Annotated in this window: 20 protein-coding genes; all 20 read right to left on the bottom strand. The window is 61.6% G+C overall.

Features of this window, described 5'->3' with window-relative positions; all coding sequences use genetic code 11:
- Nucleotides 1–2: 2 nt before the first annotated feature.
- The 20 genes from FIU93_RS06895 to FIU93_RS06800 all read right to left on the bottom strand — a co-directional run bounded on the left by FIU93_RS06895 (nt 3) and on the right by FIU93_RS06800 (nt 19,162).
- Nucleotides 3–1,169 carry a TrbI/VirB10 family protein gene (locus FIU93_RS06895; protein ID WP_152505173.1) on the bottom strand — a complete coding sequence of 389 codons (1,167 nt, stop codon included), beginning with the start codon at nt 1,167–1,169 and terminating at the stop codon, nt 3–5.
- Nucleotides 1,166–2,215 (bottom strand): P-type conjugative transfer protein TrbG, encoded by a 1,050-nt coding sequence (trbG, locus tag FIU93_RS06890; protein ID WP_152505172.1) that lies wholly within the window; start codon nt 2,213–2,215, stop codon nt 1,166–1,168. The genes FIU93_RS06895 and trbG overlap by 4 nt, the downstream gene beginning before the upstream one ends.
- Nucleotides 2,212–2,901: a conjugal transfer protein TrbF gene (gene trbF / locus FIU93_RS06885; RefSeq protein WP_152505171.1), complete on the bottom strand. Its 690-nt coding sequence runs from the start codon at nt 2,899–2,901 to the stop codon at nt 2,212–2,214. The genes trbG and trbF overlap by 4 nt, the downstream gene beginning before the upstream one ends.
- Nucleotides 2,898–4,262, bottom strand: coding sequence for a P-type conjugative transfer protein TrbL (trbL, locus tag FIU93_RS06880; RefSeq protein ID WP_152505170.1), 1,365 nt, complete (start codon nt 4,260–4,262; stop codon nt 2,898–2,900). The genes trbF and trbL overlap by 4 nt, the downstream gene beginning before the upstream one ends.
- Before the next feature lie 3 nt (nt 4,263–4,265).
- On the bottom strand, nt 4,266–4,538 hold the full coding sequence (trbK-alt, locus tag FIU93_RS06875; protein WP_152505169.1) for a putative entry exclusion protein TrbK-alt: 273 nt from the start codon (nt 4,536–4,538) through the stop codon (nt 4,266–4,268).
- A gap of 20 nt (nt 4,539–4,558) precedes the next feature.
- Nucleotides 4,559–5,314: a P-type conjugative transfer protein TrbJ gene (gene trbJ, locus FIU93_RS06870; RefSeq protein WP_152505168.1), complete on the bottom strand. Its 756-nt coding sequence runs from the start codon at nt 5,312–5,314 to the stop codon at nt 4,559–4,561.
- Nucleotides 5,311–7,743, bottom strand: coding sequence for a conjugal transfer protein TrbE (gene trbE, locus FIU93_RS06865; protein WP_152505167.1), 2,433 nt, complete (start codon nt 7,741–7,743; stop codon nt 5,311–5,313). Before trbE ends, trbJ begins: the two co-directional genes overlap by 4 nt.
- A 15-nt stretch (nt 7,744–7,758) precedes the next feature.
- Nucleotides 7,759–8,040, bottom strand: coding sequence for a VirB3 family type IV secretion system protein (locus FIU93_RS06860; protein WP_152505166.1), 282 nt, complete (start codon nt 8,038–8,040; stop codon nt 7,759–7,761).
- Nucleotides 8,040–8,372 carry a TrbC/VirB2 family protein gene (locus FIU93_RS06855; protein WP_152505165.1) on the bottom strand — a complete coding sequence of 111 codons (333 nt, stop codon included), beginning with the start codon at nt 8,370–8,372 and terminating at the stop codon, nt 8,040–8,042. Before FIU93_RS06855 ends, FIU93_RS06860 begins: the two co-directional genes overlap by 1 nt.
- Nucleotides 8,369–9,361, bottom strand: coding sequence for a P-type conjugative transfer ATPase TrbB (gene trbB, locus FIU93_RS06850; protein WP_152505164.1), 993 nt, complete (start codon nt 9,359–9,361; stop codon nt 8,369–8,371). Before trbB ends, FIU93_RS06855 begins: the two co-directional genes overlap by 4 nt.
- A gap of 476 nt (nt 9,362–9,837) precedes the next feature.
- The gene (locus FIU93_RS06845; protein ID WP_152505163.1) at nt 9,838–10,485 is read right to left on the bottom strand and encodes a VOC family protein; all 648 of its coding nucleotides are present in this window, start codon (nt 10,483–10,485) and stop codon (nt 9,838–9,840) included.
- Nucleotides 10,486–10,934: 449 nt separating this feature from the next.
- The gene (locus FIU93_RS06840) at nt 10,935–11,363 is read right to left on the bottom strand and encodes a CopG family transcriptional regulator (protein WP_152505162.1); all 429 of its coding nucleotides are present in this window, start codon (nt 11,361–11,363) and stop codon (nt 10,935–10,937) included.
- Nucleotides 11,364–11,368: 5 nt separating this feature from the next.
- Entirely contained in the window at nt 11,369–13,354 is a 1,986-nt protein-coding gene (locus FIU93_RS06835) for a conjugal transfer protein TraG (protein ID WP_152505161.1), read from the bottom strand.
- Nucleotides 13,355–13,379: 25 nt separating this feature from the next.
- On the bottom strand, nt 13,380–15,119 hold the full coding sequence (locus FIU93_RS06830) for a VirD2 family relaxase/mobilization nuclease (protein WP_152505160.1): 1,740 nt from the start codon (nt 15,117–15,119) through the stop codon (nt 13,380–13,382).
- 243 nt (nt 15,120–15,362) lie between these two features.
- Entirely contained in the window at nt 15,363–16,082 is a 720-nt protein-coding gene (locus tag FIU93_RS06825) for a lytic transglycosylase domain-containing protein (RefSeq protein WP_152505159.1), read from the bottom strand.
- A gap of 10 nt (nt 16,083–16,092) precedes the next feature.
- Nucleotides 16,093–16,656 (bottom strand): S26 family signal peptidase, encoded by a 564-nt coding sequence (locus FIU93_RS06820; protein ID WP_152505158.1) that lies wholly within the window; start codon nt 16,654–16,656, stop codon nt 16,093–16,095.
- The gene (locus FIU93_RS06815; RefSeq protein WP_269586233.1) at nt 16,656–17,144 is read right to left on the bottom strand and encodes a DUF2840 domain-containing protein; all 489 of its coding nucleotides are present in this window, start codon (nt 17,142–17,144) and stop codon (nt 16,656–16,658) included. Before FIU93_RS06815 ends, FIU93_RS06820 begins: the two co-directional genes overlap by 1 nt.
- A gap of 23 nt (nt 17,145–17,167) precedes the next feature.
- Nucleotides 17,168–17,419 carry a hypothetical protein gene (locus FIU93_RS06810; RefSeq protein WP_152505156.1) on the bottom strand — a complete coding sequence of 84 codons (252 nt, stop codon included), beginning with the start codon at nt 17,417–17,419 and terminating at the stop codon, nt 17,168–17,170.
- Nucleotides 17,416–18,069, bottom strand: a complete 654-nt coding sequence (gene parA / locus FIU93_RS06805) for a ParA family partition ATPase (protein WP_152505155.1) — start codon at nt 18,067–18,069, stop codon at nt 17,416–17,418. The genes FIU93_RS06810 and parA overlap by 4 nt, the downstream gene beginning before the upstream one ends.
- A gap of 211 nt (nt 18,070–18,280) precedes the next feature.
- Nucleotides 18,281–19,162, bottom strand: a complete 882-nt coding sequence (locus FIU93_RS06800) for a replication initiator protein A (RefSeq protein ID WP_269585037.1) — start codon at nt 19,160–19,162, stop codon at nt 18,281–18,283.
- Nucleotides 19,163–19,170: the final 8 nt, after the last annotated feature.

Here is a 19,170-nt window from a genome sequence, read left to right as displayed (position 1 = left end):
GGTCATCCTCCGTAAGGTTCGAGCACCAAATCACGGGTGACGATCACCCTCACCGGGAACCCCGGCCGGATCGTCAGCGTGGGCGCGACCTGCAACTGGCGCTGAACGATCTGCTGCCCGGCATCATCGATCGTGTCCTGGGCACCTTCACGGACCGCCTGAACCAGGCGGTCGTCGTCACTTGCTGCGAGTTCCGCACCGACGCTAAGCAGCGTCGACAGCCCGGCCGCCTTGGCGAGATCCCACCAGTGGTAATCCACACCGTCTTCCAGACCGGCATAGCCACTTGGGTCCGCTCCCGGCTGGCGTTCGAGCACGATGGAGCGGCCGTTCGGGAGGATCAGCCGGTTCCAGACGAGCAGCACACGGCGCTGACCGAACCCGACATCGTTGGAATATTCGCCGACGATGCGCGTGCCTTGAGGGACCAGGAGCAGTCTTCCGGTTGGACTGTCATAGACATGCTGCGTGACTTGGGCGGTGATCTGCCCGGGCAGGTCGGAGCGGATCCCGGTGATGAGTGCAGCGGGAATGACGGACCCGGCCTGCAGCACATAGGGCGATGCCGGTGCCGTAACGCGATCGGATGCCGTGGTCCGTCGGTCCACGGACGCATTCAAAAACGCAAGATTGCTGTCTTGTGCCGAAACTCCACCTGAAACACTGCCGCCGATCGACGGCACTGTACCCAGCCTTGCTCCGCCCGATGCCGCCTGTCCCGTCTGGAAGAAGACCCGGCTGGTGCGGGCAGCCTCTACCTCGGCAAGACGGCGCTGTTCCTGTTCATCGAGCGTGGGCGTTTGGATCGCTGGAGGCACGACCGGCTGACCGCGTTCCTGCGCCTTGAGGATCGGCCGGCCTAGATCTCCCGGCAAGGGCGGTCCTAGAACCGGGCCGGCATAGTCGCTCGGCAGGGTACTCAATCCGTCAGCGGTGTTGCGGTTTTCCGTCGAAAACAGTTCCTCGCTGCCGCCCCTCCTGTCCGGTGCCTGGAGCGCGTAGATCAAAGCCCCTCCGATGCCGAGCAAGGCAACGAACCCGACCCCTGCCAGCACCTTGCGCGAGAGACGCGTCACCCGCGGCGGATCCACTCGCAAACGCATTGCCGCCCTGACGTCAGCGTTCGGGTGAGGATCGTCGTCTTCCCTATTCTGCTGCGGACTGCTCATGCCCCCTCACCTCCATCGCCGATCGTTGGTTGCTCTGAAGGCTCACCAGCACCATGTCCCTTTGTCAGGTCATGGCGTTTTCCATCGGTCCGAACAATCCTGACCGTCTGCTGGTGCTTGCCGCTGCCAAACCGGAGTTCCGCAGCCCCAAATATCCGGTCGACGATCAGGATATTCCTGTAAACGCGGCTGTTGACGATTTCCGGGTTTCCGTCGGGCCCGAGAACGAAGACCGGCGGCATCTCCCCCTGGACGATTCCACCCGGAAATTCGACATAGACCCGCCTGCCATCGTCATAGATGGAGACCGGGCGCCAGGGCGGAGTGTCGCCGGTGAGCGCATATCGATAGTTCCGTGCCGCGAGCGCCGGAATGCGAGGCGTTGTCGGGACGACGGGACGCTGTGAAAACGAAGACTGCGGATAGTTCCAGGCGACCGCGGGCATATAGAAACCCTCGCCTGAGCGCAGCTCGATCCTGTAAACCCGCCGGTCGGTGGTGACGACTAGATTGGTCTCTATGTCCGGGCGCGCCGGTTTGACGAGGATGTGGACCTGCGGCTCTTCGCCGGAGCCGCTGGTGGTATCGCCGATGATCCAGCGGGCCGTATCGCCGGCCGCGACCGGGCCGGCGCCAGTCAGGGCTTCGCCCGGTTCCAGCGCAATGTCAGTGATCTTTCCGGGAGTCGTATAGACCTGATAGAGCGCCCCTTCCGACCAGGGATAGATCTGGATGGCATTGTAGTAGCCTTCGCGGCGCGGCTCGATGCGCGCAGCCGCATTGGCATTCTCGATCCTGCCGGCTGACGTTGTTGCCGCGTCGCCTCCTTTTGCCGGGGTCCAGGCCGGAGGCACATGAAGAGGCTTGGGCCGATCGTCGCTCGCAGTTTTTGGTACCGCCGGCAGGGGCGGCACGCTGGCATCGTAGCTGATCTGCGGAGGCTTGTAGGTGGCACAGCTCGCCAACGCGGTTGCACAAAGAAGGACTGCCGCACTTGCGGAGAACCGGAATGCCGGAAGCGCGGGTTTACGCAAAGCCGTCTTCATTGCCCCATCTCCCGCGACCAGTTGATGGCGTTGACATAGATGCCGAGCGGATTGGCCCGCAGCCGTGCTGCATCGCGGGGCGGCTGGATGACGATGGTCAGGATCGCGGTCCAGCGCTCTGTCGCGGATAACTGTCCGTTCTCATAGTGCCGCTCTGTCCAGGCGACGCGGAAGCTTCCCGGCGAGGCCCGGATGACACTGGAAACCTCGACCGCGATCTGCTGCCTGCCGACCCGGGCGAAGGGATCGTTTGACCGCGCATAGTCGTTGAGCGCGAGCGCCCCGCGGTCGGTGGTGAACTCATAGGCCCGGAGCCAGTTCTGCCGGACGATGATGGCATCGGCCGGAATGCTGCGGACCTTCTCGATGAACCGCGCCAGATGAAACGCGATCTGTGGATCGGACGGTTCATAATCGGCGGTGGCGGCCGCTACAACTTGCGCCTCACCAAGCTTGTCCACCTGCACCACCCAGGGCACGACGGAGCCGTCGACGGTCTGCCAGATGAGTGCCGCGGCAAAACCACCGGAGAGGATGAGAGAGCCGAAGGCCATCAGCCGCCAGTTCTTTGCCTGAACGCGAGCCGAGCCGATGCGCTCGTCCCAGACCTGGGCGGCCTTCTGGTAGGGCGTTACGGGCTCTGGGGATTTGCCGTAGTGAACGGTAGATCGTTTGAAGAGGCTCATGAGCGGTCGCCTGTCTGAAGATTGATGGAAGCACCGCCCCCGTGACTATCGCCCGAACGGACGGCATGAGCGGCTGCGGAAACACCGTGGGAAAGTTGCTGGGAACGCTTCATGCGTTTTGCCCAGGCCGGCGGGCCATCGGCGGCGGCAGGTACTGCGGGTGCTGGAGACGCAGACGAGGCGTCTGAACTATCTGTGTTGCCAACCGTGCCGCCCGTTGCCTCGAAGGCCGTCCGGGCTCCGGATTGATGGCTCGCCTGAAAACTTTCCGCTGCCTTTGACTGCAGTCTTTTGAGCGGCGATGCTGCGGCTCGCGCTCCAGCACTTGCCACAGCACTGATGCCGGAGGCGACACCACTTGTGCCTGATTGCCCGGCCGATCCGAGTCCGTAGGCTGTTGACGCTCCACCCGCGATGGCAGCACCGCCGCGTGCGGCCGCCGCGGTCCTGGACAAGGCGAGCGCGCCTCCACGAGCTGCCAATCCAGCAGCCCCTACTCCGGCGACAGCAGCACCGCCAACCGCAAGGCCGGTGCCGACAGCGGATCCTGCACCCAGCTGCGGTCCGCCGGAGACGAGACCGTTCGCGATGCCTGGACCGAAGATCCCGAGGCCGAGCAGGGACAAAGCCGCAAGCACCACGGCCATCGCCTCGTCGATGGTCGGCGTGATACTGCCGAAACCGGCAGTGAATTGCGCGAACAGCGTCGAGCCAATGCCGATGATGACGGCCAGCACCAGCACCTTGATGCCGGAAGAGATGACATTGCCGAGCACGCGTTCGGCCAGAAAGGCTGTCTTGCCGAACAGCCCAAAGGGAATGAGCACAAAACCTGCCAGGGTCGTCAGCTTGAACTCGATCAGGGTGACGAAGAGCTGGATGGAAAGGATGAAGAAGGCCAGGATGACGAGCGCCCAGGCGAAGAGCAGGCAGGCGATCTGAATGAAGTTCTCGAAAAAGGCGACCCAGCCCATCAGGTCGGAAATCGACTCCAGCAGCGGCCTTCCGGCATCGAGACCCACCTGCGCCACCTTGCCCGGGCGCACCAGATCGGCGGCGGAAAATCCGGTGCCGGAGGCCATCAGGCCGAGCCCGGCAAAGCTCTCGAAGACGATCCGTGCGAGATTGTTCCAGTTGCCGATCAGATAAGCGAAGATGCCGACAAACAGCGTCTTCTTCACAAGACGGGCAATGATGTCGTCCTCGGCGCCCCAGGACCAGAAGAGCGCGGCCAGCGTCACATCGATGACGATGAGCGTTGTCGCGATAAAGGCGACCTCACCACCGAGCAGACCGAAGCCGCTGTCGATGTAGCTGGTGAAGACCCCGAGGAAGTTGTCGATGACACCCGTGCCGCCCATGGATCAACGTCCCTCGCCGGTTCGAGGACCCCGACCGAGAAACCGGTCCCGGCTCTGCTGCCAGGTTGCCAGACAGTCTTGGTCATCGACCGCAGCTCTGCCCATCTGCTGACAGCGGCGCAGATCGGCACGCACAGTATCGTCGGAAGGCTGTGTAGCCGGCGCAGTCAGCTTGGGCGCCGGATCGTCCTTGCGGGACATCTCGATCAGGCTCGCGGTGATGGCGATTGCAACAAAAACGATTGCTGCCAACCGGGCCAGCATCCTGCCGTCCATGGAAAATTCCTCCCGAAAGATCAGTTATTGAACATGCGCGCGTTGCCGGGCTGGTAGCCGGAGCCCGGCGACAGGAAGCGCTGGCGTTGGATGCGGCCTTGTTCGGCCGCGGCCGTTCGTTCCGCTTCACTCAAGGCGATCGCCCGGCCATTGGCAGCGACGACTGCGGTGAGGTCGGAAAGCTGCTGCGCCTGGAGCGCGAGGAGCTGGTTGCCGGCCTGGGCTGTCTGAAGTGCTCCGGTCGCCCCCTGGCTCTGTCCGATCAGCGCGGACATCTGCGCGCGGTTGGTCTCGATATTGCCGACGACGCCGGCCTGCACGCGCAGGGCGTCCTGAAGGCCGCCGACCGTGTTCTGCCAGCGGCTACGCGCACCGGCGACCAGCTGCTGTTCGCTCGCGCTCAGATCGATATTGCCGTATTGCTGCTGGAACAGCTGATCGATCTGCTGGACGTCGAAAGCGATGTTCTGAGCCTCCTCAAGAAGCTGCTGCGTCCTCTGCACGGATTGCTGGAGCTGCTGCAAAGCCGAATAAGGAAGGCTGGCCAGATTGCGAGCCTGGTTGATCAGCATCTGCGCTTCGTTCTGAAGCTGGACGATCTGGTTGTTGATCTGCTCCAGCGTCCGTGCCGCCGTCAGCACATTCTGGGCATAGTTCGACGGATCGAACACGACACGCCAGGCAAAAGCCGGCGGGGCGAACGTGACAGAGCTGAGAAATGGCGCACTCAGAATTGCGGCAGCAGCGACAACGGCACGGGATCGGCGGAACGTCATGAGGAGGTCTCCAGGTTGGTGAGGTCGGGGATCAGATCGGCCGCCCACGGAAGACCGCGGTGCCGCAGCCAGGCATCGAGGAAACCTTCACGGCTGTTAGCCGCGAGAATGCCGGCAATGACTGTCTGATCGGTCTTCGAGGCGGTCGCGCAAAGGGCCAGCGCGACTTCGGACAAGCCCAGTTCAAAGAGCCGGTTGCCGCGCCGGGACTGACAGTAATAGTCGCGCTTGGGTGTCGCCCGCGCGAGGATCTCAATCTGGCGGTCGTTGAGACCGAAACGGCGATAGGTTCCGGCAATCTGCGGCTCGATTGCGCGTTCGTTCGGCAGCAGGAGCCGTGTCGGGCAGCTCTCGATAATGGCTGGCGCAATAGCAGAGCCGTCGATGTCGGACAGAGACTGCGTGGCAAAGACGACGGAGGCGTTCTTCTTGCGAAGGGTCTTCAGCCATTCCCGGAGCTGACCCGCAAAACCCTGGTCGTCGAGCGCCAGCCAGCCTTCATCGATGATGATCAGGGTGGGCGATCCGTCTAGCCGATCCTCGATCCGGTGGAACAGATAGGCGAGCACGGCGGGTGCCGCACCGGTCCCGATCAGCCCCTCGGTCTCGAAGGCCTGAACGCTGCTTGAGCCCAGGTTCTCGCCTTCCGCATCGAGCAGCCGGCCATGGGCCCCGCCGATGCAATAGGGACGCATGGCCTGTTTGAGATCGTTGGACTGGAGCAGTACGGAAAGTCCGGTGAGCGTTCGCTCGCCTACCGGCGCGGAGGCAAGCGACGTCAGCGCCGTCCAGATATGCTCCTTGACGTCCGGGTTGACGGTGACGCCTTCGCGCATGAGGATGGCAGCGATCCAGTCGGCGGACCAGGAGCGCTCGGCGGCGGCATCGATCCGGGCAAGAGGCTGCAGCGATACGTCTCGGCCTTCGGTGAGGCCGCCGCCGAGATCATGCCAGTCACCGCCCATGGCGAGGCTCGCTGCACGGATCGATCCCCCGAAATCGAAGGCGAATACCCGGGAGTTCCTATAACGCCGGAACTGCAGTGCCATCAGCGCCAAGAGGACGGACTTGCCCGCCCCTGTCGGGCCGACGACCAGCGTATGGCCGACATCGCCGACATGAAGGGAAAACCGGAACGGGGTCGAGCCTTCCGTCTTGCCGTAGAGCAAGGGAGGAGACGAAAGATGCTCGTCCCGCTCCGGCCCCGCCCACACCGCACTTGAGGGGATCATGTGGGCGAGATTGAGAGTTGAGATCGGTGGCTGGCGGACATTGGCATAGACGTGCCCCGGCAGGCTGCCCAGCCAAGCGTCGACTGCGTTGATAGTCTCCGGCAGACACGTGAAATCTCGGCCCTGCATGACCTTATCCACGAGCCGCAGCTTCTCGTCGGCGATTTTGCTGTCCGTATCCCAGACCGTGACGGTCGCCGTGACATAAGCGATGCCGGCATGGTCCGCGCCGAGTTCCTGCAGTGCCAGGTCGGCATCAGCCGCCTTGTTCGCGGCGTCGGTGTCGACGAGTGCCGACTGCTCGTTGGTCATCACCTCCTTCAGGATCGCGGCGATGGATTTGCGCTTGGCAAACCACTGGCGCCGGATCCGGGTCAGGAGTTTTGTTGCGTCCGTCTTGTCCAACAAAATCGCGCGGGTTGACCAGCGATAGGGAAAGGCCAGCCGGTTGAGGTCGTCAAGCAGACCGGGCGTGGTCGCCGTCGGAAACCCGGAAATCGTCAGGACCCGCAGATGCTTGTCTCCGAGCCTTGGCTCCAGGCCGCCGGCAAGCGGCTGATCCGCAAGCAGTGCATCCAGATAGACCGGTGTCTCCGGCACGCGAACAGTGTGCCGGTTGGTCGAGACCGCCGAATGCAAATAGGTCAGCGTCCCGGCGTCATCGAGCCAGACGCATTCGGGCATGAAAGCGTCGATCAGCTGAAGGATCCGGTCGGTACGGTCGATGAAACCGGTAAGCACCTCCTGCGGGTTGATGTCATTCGTCTCCCTGCCTTCGAACAACCAACGTTCCGTGCGAGCGGCCTCTTCGGCTGGCGGCAGATAGGTGAAGGTCAGAAAATAGCTCGACTCGAAATGCGCACCGGCTTCTTCAAAACTTGCCTTGCGCTCCGCGTCGACCAGTGCGGAGGCCACATCCGGAAAGCTGCTGTCAGGGTAGTGATTGGCAGCATGACGCTGTGCCTCGACAAAGATGGCCCATCCGGACCCGAGACGGCGGAAGGCATTGTTGAGACGGCCGGTAACCGCGACGAGTTCGGCAGGAACGGCGCTGTCGAGATCCGGTCCACGGAAACGGGTTGTTCGCTGGAAGCTGCCGTCCTTGTTAAGCACCACGCCCTTCTCGACCAGCGCTGTCCAGGGCAGATAGTCGGCAAGGCGGCAGTTACGCGTGCGGTATTCGGCGAGGTTCATCATCGGCAGGGCCTCCGCTCACACGCTCAGATGTGCGGGAAAGCGCAGATGCCGGCGACCGACCTCGGCGAAGAGCGGATCGTGCTTTGCGGCCCAGACCGCGGCCAGATGCCCAATCAGCCAGATGGCAAGCCCAACGAGCCAGAGGCGCAGACCGAGACCGACGGCCCCTGCCAAAGTGCCGTTCAGGATCGCGATTGCCCGAGGCGCGCCTCCGAGCAGGATCGGCTCGCTCAAGGACCGGTGCACCGCCACCGTGAAACCCGGCACCTGATCACGATGTTCGAAGGTCTCCGCCATCAGACAAGCGCCCCGCCACCGAAGGAGAAGAACGACAGGAAGAAGGAACTGGCGGCGAAGGCAATCGACAGGCCGAAGACGATCTGGATCAGGCGGCGGAAGCCGCCGGACGTATCGCCGAAGGCCAGCGACAGGCCCGTCACGATGATGACGATCACCGCGACGATCTTGGCGACCGGGCCCTCTATGGATTCCAGGATCGACTGCAGTGGCGCTTCCCAGGGCATGGAGGATCCGGCAGCGTGGGCGGCAGGAACCGCGAGCAGGCTGATATGAAGCACAGCGACGGCAGTCGCGATAGGACGACGTGTACGAAGGATGGTCCGGATCATGGATGATCTCCTGAATGGGAGGAAGTTGTGGGAACGGCCGGGGAAACGCGGTAGTCGCCGTCGGGACCAAAGCCCTCGACGCGGGCGAGCTCCACGAGACGCCGCTGCGAACCGCGGCCTGCTAGGACGGCAATGAGGTCGATCGTCTCCGCGATCAGGGCACGTGGAACGGTGACGACGGCTTCCTGGATGAGTTGCTCGAGCCGGAGCAGGGCCCCGATGGCGGAACCGGCGTGGATCGTGCCGATGCCGCCGGGATGTCCGGTTCCCCAGGCCTTCAGGAGGTCCAGGGCCTCAGGTCCGCGCACCTCGCCGATCGGGATGCGATCAGGGCGGAGGCGGAGGGACGATCTGACGAGATCGGACAGCGAGGCGATGCCGTCCTTGGTGCGCATGGCAACGAGATTAGGGGCCGCACACTGAAGCTCGCAGGTGTCCTCGATGAGGATCACACGGTCGGAAGTTTTGGCGACTTCGGCCAGAAGCGCGTTGGTCAGCGTGGTCTTGCCGGTGCTGGTTCCGCCGGCGACGAGAATGTTTGCGCGTGTCGCGACGCCCGAGCGGAGTGTCTCGGCCTGTGCCGGCGTCATGATCCTGGCGGCAACGTAGTCCTCAAGGGTAAAAACAGCGACGGCGGGCTTGCGGATGGCGAAGGTGGGTGCGGCAACGACAGGAGGAAGAAGGCCCTCGAACCGTTCTCCCGTCTCGGGGAGTTCGGCCGAAACACGCGGCGCAGCGTGGTGCACCTCAACGCCGACATGGTGCGCGACCAGGCGCACGATGCGTTCGCCGTCGGCCGGTGACAACCACTCTTCGGTTCCGGTGAGACCTTCGGAGAGGCGGTCAATCCAGACACGCCCGTCCGGGTTCAGCATCACCTCGATTACGGCAGGATCTTCCAGAAGACGGGTGATCGCGGACCCGAGCGCCGTGCGGAGCATACGTGCGCCGCGTGCCTGGCCTTCCGGATTTTGATGTGATGGTGCCATGGGATCCCCGTTGATGCCGGGGATGGCAGGAATGCCCCCAGACGGGGATGATTAAAAGAACCTGATTTTGGAGAGGTTCAATAGCTGTTTAACGGAGGAGTAGTGTGGCGTGCAAAGACAGGAAAATGGCGGCGGGGCTATCGCTGACAAGTCCTTTTAGAGTTCTTGTAAACGACCGTCTCGGGGCCGGGAGGCGACAGGTAGGTTTGGCCTCGCCAATAAACGAAGCGGACATTCGCGCTTGGGAGGCGCATAGTAGCAATCGGCCCATTGCTGTCATTTGTGACGTGACCAATGAAAGTCAGCTTTCCAGAATTTGCATCAGAAACCTGTCGCAAAAGTCGGGCACAAAATATCGACTTTTGCGCCCGACTTTTGCGACAAAAATACCGAAGGCTTTTCAATCGGTCCGGTTCTACTGCAAAAACCAGGAGTTCTGCGACAATCCAGGGTGGTGGGCGGAGATTCGAGGATATTCAGTCGGCCGGACCAGCAAACAGTATGAGATTTCCGTCTGGGTCCAGAACAATGAAATTTCGAGCACCCCAAGGTTCTTTCTTAAGCGTCTGGTGAAAATCCACTCCGGAGGCTTGGAAATCCAGAAAGAGTTGCTTGATCTCGCTTGCGGTATCGACCGTAATTGAGGCGGAGAGCAGATGTTCGCGTTCTCGTATATCATCAACAAACACAGGTTCGCAGACCAGCCGAAGCGCGAGCTGCGCTTTGTTACGTTTAACCTGTCCGTAGAACGGTGGGTCCCCATAAACGAAGTCGATTGCAAAGCCGAGTTTGTCCGCGAAAAAGTCACACGACGCATTGATGTCGGAGACGAACAGTTGCGCGGAGGTGGAACTCAGAACGGGGCGAGGTGCAGTCTGTTTGCTTTGAGTGGTCATGGCATGGGCTCCGGACTTGAGCGCCTGCCATCCCTCGAATCCCAATTGACGTGCGACAAGTTCTTGCGCGTCCATTAGCTTGAAGCTGGATTCAAGTATCTGAGTATCGTTGAGGTGCTGAAATCGTGGCAAAGCAGCCCTGATTTGGGCCGCCACCGGATAGTATCGCTCGCGATGCCAGCGCAAATACTGCTTGGCTTGCTTCTTAAAGTTTTCGAGGTTTGGCATAGGCGCTACCTTTGAAGTTCGCAGGCGGGCATTGCCCAGTCGGCCCGGAGCCGGTGCACCCTACGTAGCGCGCAATATCACTATCGCAAAATTCACGTGAGATTGTCAAGAACCACACTCTAGTAGCTCTCGGCGATCTTCTGTCGCGAAAGTCCCGAGTTTTGTAGCGATTGCGCGCCTGATATTTGCGACGCCGCAAAATAGATACTTTTGCGACGATTGGACGGACCTCTTTCGCGAACCCGCCATTCGATCACCCCGCAACGAACGGCTGCTTTCAGGGCTAAGCTAAGAATAGGCGAACGACAGAAACGGGGACGCTTTTCTGCCTGTCATCTTAAGCATATTTCCCCGTTGTCAAATGGTACAAGAGCATGCTGCGAGGACGCGTCGAGATCGAAACGCAACACCCTTTCAAACCCGGGCGCGGCTACCCTTGTTGGACAGCCCTAATCTGACTCGCCTGGAGCATCCTCTGCAATCTCTTGCCTGAGCTTAGGCCCCTTGGCCAATCGTCTCCCAAGCGCAGTGACGAAGGTATCGTACCGTTCTCCAGCCTTGGCGCGCGCGGCCTGTGCGGTCGGTTTCGGTAGCGCAGGTGTTGTCGCAAGCCAGAAGCGAACGAATATGGCGAGTGTCTCGACAGAAATCCCGAGATCGCGCTCCAACCTGGTCAACCGCCGGTCGATCTGGTCGAGGCGTTTGGTGATAGCCGCCTCGCGTCGCTCATCTGCGTCCGGCGACAAAAAGGACGCAATGGCAGCCTCGACGACCAATGACTGCGAGAGGTCCCGGCGCGCAGCGTAATCGGACAGCATCTTCATGACGTCCTGGTCGAGATAGGCAGAAATCTGGGCCTTCTTCTTGCGAGCTGCCATTGCCGTCAAAGCTCCATGCCATCGCCGGGATCAAGCGAGACTTGCCGTGCCACACCTTGCATGACCCGGATCATCCGGCTGGTCCGGGCGGTGTCATCCTCATAGTCGTCAGTCAGATCGACCTCGAATTCATTTTTGACCGGCTCCTTCTGTTCGACAGCCTCAGCTCTGTTAAGTTCCGGTTGGTGTCGGCGTTCGGATCCGGTTGGATCCTCGTCCTCTCCCATCTTTTCCGACGTTTGTTGGCTGGCTTCGGAGCTGGCAGAAACCGGCAGGTCGCTCCAATCATCGGTCTGTCGTTGGACAGGCGAAGCCGGTTCAGGCGGCGGCAGGATACGTTCGATGAGCCGCTTGTCTTCGTAATAGCGCGCCTTTTTCGCCCGGATCGGCAGCGTGCCCGCAACCATGACAATCTCATCAGTTGGCGGAAGCTGCATGATTTCGCCTGGGGTCAACAACTGGCGTGCGGTCTCGGACCGGGAGACCATGAGATGACCGAGCCAGGGGCTCAGCCTGTGACCGGCATAGTTCTTCATCGCCTTCATCTCTGTAGCAGTGCCCAAAGCATCCGAAACGCGTTTGGCCGTCCGCTCGTCATTCGTGGCGAAGCTGACGCGAACGTGGCAATTGTCGAGGATCGAATTGTTGGGTCCGTAAGCCTTCTCGATCTGATTCAGAGATTGCGCGATCAGGAAGCTCTTGAGGCCATAGCCGGCCATGAAGGCAAGGGCCGACTCGAAGAAATCCAGTCGGCCCAGAGCCGGAAACTCATCGAGCATCAAAAGCAGACGGTGACGGTCGGAGTTTGCCCGCAGGTCTTCCGTCAGACGGCGGCCGATCTGATTGAGGATCAGACGGATCAGCGGCTTGGTGCGATTGATGTCCGATGGCGGCACCACAAGGTAGAGCGTTGTGGGCAGATTGCCATTCACCAAGTCCTTGATCCGCCAGTCGCAACAGCGTGTCACCTCAGCCACAACGGGATCCCGATAAAGTCCAAGGAACGACATGGCTGTTGACAATACCCCGGAGCGCTCGTTCTCAGATTTATTCAGCAACTCGCGCGCCGCACTGGCAATCACCGGATGCGGTCCGGCTTCCCCCAGATGGGCGGTCTTCATCATCGCGGACAAGGTCGACTCGATCGGACGTTTAGGGTCGGACAGGAAAGCCGCGACACCCGCCAGTGTCTTGTCCTTCTCGGCATAGAGGACATGCAGGATCGCGCCGACGAGAAGCGCATGGGACGTCTTCTCCCAGTGGTTCCGCTTTTCGAGCGACCCTTCCGGATCCACCAGGATGTCCGCGATGTTCTGAACGTCCCGCACTTCCCATTCGCCGCGGCGGACTTCGAGCAACGGATTGTAGGCGGCCGATTTCGAGTTGGTGGGGTCGAACAGCAGCACCCGACCGTGCTTCGCGCGGAAACCGGCGGTGAGCTGCCAGTTTTCTCCCTTGATATCGTGGACGATGGCCGAGCCCGGCCATGTCAGCAGCGAAGGCACAACCAGTCCGACGCCCTTGCCGGATCGGGTAGGGGCGAAGCAGAGCACATGTTCCGGACCATCATGACGGAGATAGTTCTCTTCGTAGCAGCCTAGAATGACGCCGTCAGGGTTGAAAAGGTTTGCCGCTCGCACCTCTTGCCTTTCGGCCCAACGAGCAGACCCGTAGGTCTCAACGCGTTTTGCTTCGCGCGCCCGCCAGACCGACATGCCTATGGCAACGGCAATAGACAGAAATCCGCCGGAAGCAGCGATGACGGCGCCGTGCAGAAAGACGTTCGGCGCATACGCATCATAGAAGTACCACCACCAGAAGAAGGCCGGAGGATAGTAGATTGGCCAACCGGCCACTTCGAACCAGGGAGTTCCGAGCTGCCCCTGAAAGCCCAGTTTCCAGGCAACGTATTGCGTTGCGCCCCAGGTGGTGAACACCACAATGAGAGAGACCGCCAAAAGTTGGCCCCAGAGGATTTTTGTCGCAGACATTGTGGCCGTCCTGATTGATTGGTTTTTAGAGCCCAAGCCCTCGCTTGCGCCCGAAGCCCCAGTCCACACCACCATCCGAGCGGGCAACACCCGAGACATGAAGGCCGCGTTGTTTTTCGAGCGAAGGCGTCCACGGCACGAGCTGGAAACCAAGACCGTCATCGATCATTGCGAAACGTCCCGAGGCGAGGTCAAAGCGTTGACGATAAGTGCCGGCGACATACTCGCCGGTGCTCACACGAGTAATCGGCAGTCCGGCATTACTTGCGAGTTTCGTCCCAAGGGCATCAAGCTCGCGGCGACGTAGCGTCTCGATAAGATTTTGCGCATAGGTGACACGCTGTCCCTTGCGCTCAGCAAGGCCCTCCTCGATCAGATTCTCTGCCCGGCGCTCGAGAGCGTCTCTGACCTCGGCACCGAAACCACCCTCCGAGAGCGCAACAGGTTCGCGGGCAATGTTCTGACGATCGAGCCAAGTGGCTCCCGAGGCGGTGACCTGCCGCTCGATGTCGAGATCGGAGCGGACCGCAAGTGCAACGCGCCGCTGCCCGCGCGCATCGGTGAATTGTCGGAGTTCAGCGATAGACCCCGGCGCGCTGTCGCCGGCAGCGTCAATGTCGAGAAGTCTGATGTGGTGGGTCCGCCCGTCGACACCGTCGACGACGGCATAAGCGGACCCTTTCAGTTCATCGTCGAGACCGCGCTCGACCAGGCGGCCGATGACGGGCGTGTCCAGATTTTCGGCGGCGAGAACGTAGCCTGCTGATCCACGCTCGATACCCCGACCAGTCAGGGCCCAGTGCATCCGCTTGATGACGTCTCCACGTTCGCCGAGTTCACGCAACGTCGCCTCTGCGCCCTCGCCAATCACCCATTGACCGGGACCAACCTGATCGGCCAGGCCAAGCGTTTCCAGCTTGCGCAAACGTCCGCCCTTCAGGGCGTGGTATTCATCCGGCGCCCGGTCCGGGTCGGGCGCCATATCAATGATACCGGTCCTGCGGCCGTCTCGAAGAAGCTGACGGTCAAGCTGGGTCCAGCGCTCGGCCTCGACCTGGCACTGCAGATGGTTTCGGATTTCGAGGTCGGTGCGCGGTCCAAGCTCCAGTGTCGCCAGATCCTGGGCGCGGGCGCGCATGCCTTCCTTGATATAGTCGCGGGAAATCACCAGGTCCTGGCCGTCATCAAGCTTTCCGCGCAGGATGATATGGACATGGGGATTGTCCGTATTCCAGTGATCGACGCCGACCCAGTCGAGGTCTATGCCGAGGTCCTTTTCCATCTGTCGCATCAAGTCCCGGCTGAAGGATTTCAGATCGGCGAGGTCTGAGGCGTCTTCCGGCGAGACAATGAAACGGAAATGATGCCGGTCATCCTGGCAACGCTCGGCAAACTCCTTCGGATCGACAGCATCGTCGCCGGGACCGAACACCCGAGCCTTTTCCCCGTCCCGCGTCACCCCTTCCCGGCCGAGATATTTGAGGTGTGCGGCAAGCGGTGCGGATCGTGCCGAATGGCGAACCACCCGGGTTTTGATGACGACGACACGGGATCTTCCGGTCAGCAAGCGATTGGCCAGAACACTTGCCCTCCGGCCACGTCCGAAATGCGAGTGCCTGCCGGTGCTGATCCGGCCCGAGCGCGACACATGTCCACCAGCCTTCTGGGCAGCCGCCAGTGCCTGGGCAATGAACGGGCGGGCCCGCTGCGCGCGCGATGATCGGACGCGCCCGGGCCGGATGCGGAAATCGTGCTCATCGGACATGTGACATCTCCGCAATGTGTAAAGATCCAAGCAAAGTCAGGGAGATAAGCAGTTGGCACACATTGCGGATTTTCACGGCACATTGCGCCACGAAGCAAAAAGACCAGCAAAAACAACCGACCGGCCCAAGCGCACCTTGCGCCCTTTTATCTCGCCATCCACCGGCCGCGTCACACGCCGCCGGCCCTAATCCGCTCTGTCCTGCGCGGGAGCACTCCAGAGTGCGGGCTCCGTCGACTGCGCTCATCGAAGACCCTCTCTGGAAGATCTGGAGACAAACAGCGTTCCAGCCGTCCCGGAGCGCGGGTACCTGCGGCCTGTTTCAGCTGCATTCGGCGCAGCACTGGACCTGCCATCGAGTTGCTGCCGATTTGCAGATGTGTTGGCGATCTTGAGACCCGCAAAGAGCGGTGCGTCACGCCAATCCTGGGAACACACGGATGCTCCGTCAGCGTCCGGGAGGGGTTGGTCGCCGAGTGTCGGGGCGAGCAGCGCGACATAGGTCCGCGTTTCGGATGGCAACGCTCGACAGGCTTTCAGATAGGCGTCGTAGCGCGTTGGGCCGGCATTGTAAGCAGCCAGCATGCCAGTGATATCGCCGTACCTATCGAACATCTCGTGGAGATACGCCGTGCCCGCGAGGATGTTGTCGCGCGGTTCATACGGATCGGCGCCAAGACCGTATCGACCGCGCATCTCCTCCCAGGTTCCGTGCATCAGCTGCATCAGTCCCATGGCGCCGGCGGCGGAGACGGCATTCGGATTGCCGTCGCTTTCCATGTCCAGGACCGCTCGGATCCAATGCGCCGGAACGCCAAAACGCTGCGAAGCTTCTGCGAAGTGAGCGGTATATGGATCGCCTGGTATCGGTTGCCCGGACGTTGCGGTTCCCGCCGACACCACATCTGCCGAAATGCAATCGAAGAACAGGCCGGTAAGGAGAAGGAAGGCAGCGTGACGCATGGCATTACTCCTACCCGCTCGATCGAGAAGTACTGCGACGGTTCTGGAATTGCGTGAGGCGAGCAGACTCCTCAGTCCAGACCGGCGTGAGCTTTGCGGAAATCACGGTGACCGGAAGCGGCCCGAAATATCGGCCGTCAAAACTGTCCGGCGCGTCCGGGTTCATGAGAAAGATTTCGCCCTCACCCAGCCCGCGGCAGCCCTGCCAGCGCGGCAGAGAACGGCCCAACCGGTCACGTTCCCGCGCCTGCCCATACGGCTTGCCCCCGACGAAGATCGTCGCCCCGTTGCGACAGACACCGGTTCCGGGCAGCACGAGCACGTACTTGATCAAAGGGATACCGCGCGGAAGGTATTCCCGCTCAGCGAGGAAGTCGGTGAGTGCCGTGGGCGGCGTAACGGCAACCAGGTCGCCGACCTTCAACTGACCTACGGGTTGCGCAAAATAGAGCCCGACCGGCACACTGGCCGACGCATTCCAGATCAGGCGTGGTTGCCAATCGAAGACCACCGGTGCCAGGGGGAGTGCCGCGGACAGGGCAGTCGCCGCGAAGATGAGCCAGCGTCTGCGCATCACTGTACCCGCCGCCGTTTGAGCCAGGCATGATGCTCGGGCCGCGTATAGGGATGGGCTTCCTCGCCGACGGTCAGGCGGTTGTGAAGATGACGCCAATAGTCCGGTGAGGCATCCGCGGGATCGATGGCGAGCGCCTCGATCGCATCGATCGCCTGCAGCACCCGCTCGACCTTCGGCCAGCCATGGATCTTCAAAAGCAATTCCCCACCGGGGCGCACGAAGGGCAATGTCTGGTAAGGGGCGCCGCGTCCGACTGCACTCAGGATATCGATGCGGGAGACCACCGTGCCGTAGCCGTTCGCCGCCCACCGGACAAAACAGAATATCGACCCGGGCGAGAAACCGACGATGCGGGAGCTGCCGTTGAGAATGTGCTCATAGGACTGGCAGCCGAAACGGATCCAGTGCTCGATCTTGCCTTTTTTCCAGGTGAGTTCGACCAAGGTCATCTCCGCGGTGACCTCGTCGGGGAGCGGATGGCCCATCCAACTACAGCGCGGTTTCTCGCTCATGGCATATCTCCGTCGGTGATTGGAAATTCACGCGAGAGCAACTCGCGCAGCATGTCGGCAACTGTGACCCCGCGCTGGAAGGCCACGATCTTGATCCGCGCGCGCTGATCGGGTGTCACGTCGATGGTGAGGCGCGCGGTAAATACGCTCGCATCGGCGGCGTCTGTTTTCCGTTCAGCAGCCTTTACCCAACGCTCCGGATCGGCTGGCCGTGATGCAAAGCCTTTGCGGGTGGACTGTTTGCTCATGAGCCGGACCTTTCAATCCCGAGCCTGTCAATCTCTGAGACCAAGGCTGCGATTTCCCTGGCACCCGGCGTCTCCTTGTCCAGTTCGCTGACGAGGCGTCCGGACTGCGCAGCGCTCGCAAAGGCAACACGCTGACCGACGGTTTGGAAAAGAACTGGAGGATCGTTGTCCGAAAGAGCTTCAGCCGTATCCCGGGCGATCAGAGTACGGGCAGCGCAACGATTGAGAACGAAGCGCGCCATCAGCTGTGGCCGGTAGATGCGCGCTTCGTTGACGAGGGCAAGCATCTCCGCCGACGCCCAACCGTCGAGCGGCGATGGCTGCACGGGGATCAGAACCAGATCGGCAGCCAGCAGCGCCGAGCGCATCAACCCGGCAACGCGGGGCGGTCCGTCGATGACGATATGGTCGGCGTTCTTGGCGAGATCCGGTGCTTCCCGGTGAAGGGTGTCGCGGGCAAGCCCGACCACTCCGAACAATCTCGGCAGGCCTTCCCGGCTGCGGGCTTCCGACCAGTCCAAAGCCGAACCTTGCGGATCGGCGTCAATGAGCGTCACACGCTTGCCGCACCGCGCCCATTCTCCCGCGAGATTAAGCGCCAACGTCGTCTTGCCGACACCGCCCTTCTGGTTGAGCAGCGCGACGATCATGACGCGACTCCACGGCGGTACAGGAACTTATCCGCAGGGCTTGAAAATCGCGCAGGCGTTAGAAGAATTCCGAAGGAATTCTGGTTAGGAAAGTTACGGGACGCGTAAGCTGTTGGCCTGGCATCGAAATTAAGCGTTTTCGGTCCCCGATAGCACGAGGTTCGGGTCCCCGATGGCACGATAGTTCGGGTCCCTGATAGCACGAGTGAATTCACAGCTTTCCCCCAGAGCGAGTGTTGGCGCGGCGTTGATGGGGCGCGCGGGAGACAGACGCCTCACCGGTCGGAGCGAAAGACAGGCGCGGTGGCGCATCGGGCGATCTGTCCAGTTCCAGGCGATAGCCAGGCAAGGGCTGGCGGTGGACAATGTCGCGCAGGTCGTAGGTGAAATGCTTGAGCGGCGAGAGGCTGCCTGACTTGGCGTGGAGGTGCTTGAGCGAGAAACTCCAGCCATGCTCCTGGCGGCCGCCATGTTTGCGCACGAGCCGGTAAAGCCAGCGCTCAAGACCGCCGGTCAGGCTGAAATAGGCGCGGTCGATGGTCAGCACGAGCGCATCTTCGAGGACCGTGGAGTAGAACCAGTCTGGCAGGATCAGTTCGAGGCCAAGAGGGCGCCCGCGATGGTCGGCCCTCTCCTTCCACTCGTTGATCCACGAAAATCGATGCATGCGCCGTTCGGTCGGCTGACGGATGGAAGTCGCAACGGTGGTGGATTGCAGCCGGTCGAGAGCGGACTTGAGCCGGTCGTAATCCCTCCGGCTGACACCCCGGCCGATGAAGGTCAGGATCTCGTAAGGAGTGGCCGACATCAGACGTGAGGTCCGAAGACCGGCGTCTCGTGCCTCGACGATCTGTGAGGCGGCCCAGATCAGGATATCCGCATCCCAAATTGTCGCCATGCCATGCTCGGCGACGGCCTCGACGCAGATGACGATCGGCCCCGCCTTGAAATCTATCGGTTTCAAGCGCCTGGACTTGGCGAGCGAAAAGAAGGGGTAGGCCATCAGATCCTGCGCGTCGCGCGGAGCAAGATCTCCGGGCAGTGCCCGAAAAAAGTCGAGCTGATCGTGAGGCGAATGCGCCTTGTGGTTCACCAAAGCAC

It is taken from the genome of Labrenzia sp. THAF35, assembly GCF_009363595.1.
Lineage (GTDB): Bacteria > Pseudomonadota > Alphaproteobacteria > Rhizobiales > Stappiaceae > Roseibium > Roseibium algicola.
This window is presented reverse-complemented; position numbering and strand designations above follow the sequence as displayed.

Bases quoted from the DNA above. Each gene is read 5' to 3' on its own strand.
- FIU93_RS06895 (WP_152505173.1), bottom strand. From the start codon at position 1,169: ATGAGCAGTCCGCAGCAGAATAGGGAAGACGACGATCCTCACCCGAAC.
- trbG (WP_152505172.1), bottom strand. From the start codon at position 2,215: ATGAAGACGGCTTTGCGTAAACCCGCGCTTCCGGCATTCCGGTTCTCC.
- trbF (WP_152505171.1), bottom strand. From the start codon at position 2,901: ATGAGCCTCTTCAAACGATCTACCGTTCACTACGGCAAATCCCCAGAG.
- trbL (WP_152505170.1), bottom strand. From the start codon at position 4,262: ATGGGCGGCACGGGTGTCATCGACAACTTCCTCGGGGTCTTCACCAGC.
- trbK-alt (WP_152505169.1), bottom strand. From the start codon at position 4,538: ATGGACGGCAGGATGCTGGCCCGGTTGGCAGCAATCGTTTTTGTTGCA.
- trbJ (WP_152505168.1), bottom strand. From the start codon at position 5,314: ATGACGTTCCGCCGATCCCGTGCCGTTGTCGCTGCTGCCGCAATTCTG.
- trbE (WP_152505167.1), bottom strand. From the start codon at position 7,743: ATGATGAACCTCGCCGAATACCGCACGCGTAACTGCCGCCTTGCCGAC.
- FIU93_RS06860 (WP_152505166.1), bottom strand. From the start codon at position 8,040: ATGGCGGAGACCTTCGAACATCGTGATCAGGTGCCGGGTTTCACGGTG.
- FIU93_RS06855 (WP_152505165.1), bottom strand. From the start codon at position 8,372: ATGATCCGGACCATCCTTCGTACACGTCGTCCTATCGCGACTGCCGTC.
- trbB (WP_152505164.1), bottom strand. From the start codon at position 9,361: ATGGCACCATCACATCAAAATCCGGAAGGCCAGGCACGCGGCGCACGT.
- FIU93_RS06845 (WP_152505163.1), bottom strand. From the start codon at position 10,485: ATGCCAAACCTCGAAAACTTTAAGAAGCAAGCCAAGCAGTATTTGCGC.
- FIU93_RS06840 (WP_152505162.1), bottom strand. From the start codon at position 11,363: ATGGCAGCTCGCAAGAAGAAGGCCCAGATTTCTGCCTATCTCGACCAG.
- FIU93_RS06835 (WP_152505161.1), bottom strand. From the start codon at position 13,354: ATGTCTGCGACAAAAATCCTCTGGGGCCAACTTTTGGCGGTCTCTCTC.
- FIU93_RS06830 (WP_152505160.1), bottom strand. From the start codon at position 15,119: ATGTCCGATGAGCACGATTTCCGCATCCGGCCCGGGCGCGTCCGATCA.
- FIU93_RS06825 (WP_152505159.1), bottom strand. From the start codon at position 16,082: ATGCGTCACGCTGCCTTCCTTCTCCTTACCGGCCTGTTCTTCGATTGC.
- FIU93_RS06820 (WP_152505158.1), bottom strand. From the start codon at position 16,656: ATGCGCAGACGCTGGCTCATCTTCGCGGCGACTGCCCTGTCCGCGGCA.
- FIU93_RS06815 (WP_269586233.1), bottom strand. From the start codon at position 17,144: ATGGGCCATCCGCTCCCCGACGAGGTCACCGCGGAGATGACCTTGGTC.
- FIU93_RS06810 (WP_152505156.1), bottom strand. From the start codon at position 17,419: ATGAGCAAACAGTCCACCCGCAAAGGCTTTGCATCACGGCCAGCCGAT.
- parA (WP_152505155.1), bottom strand. From the start codon at position 18,069: ATGATCGTCGCGCTGCTCAACCAGAAGGGCGGTGTCGGCAAGACGACG.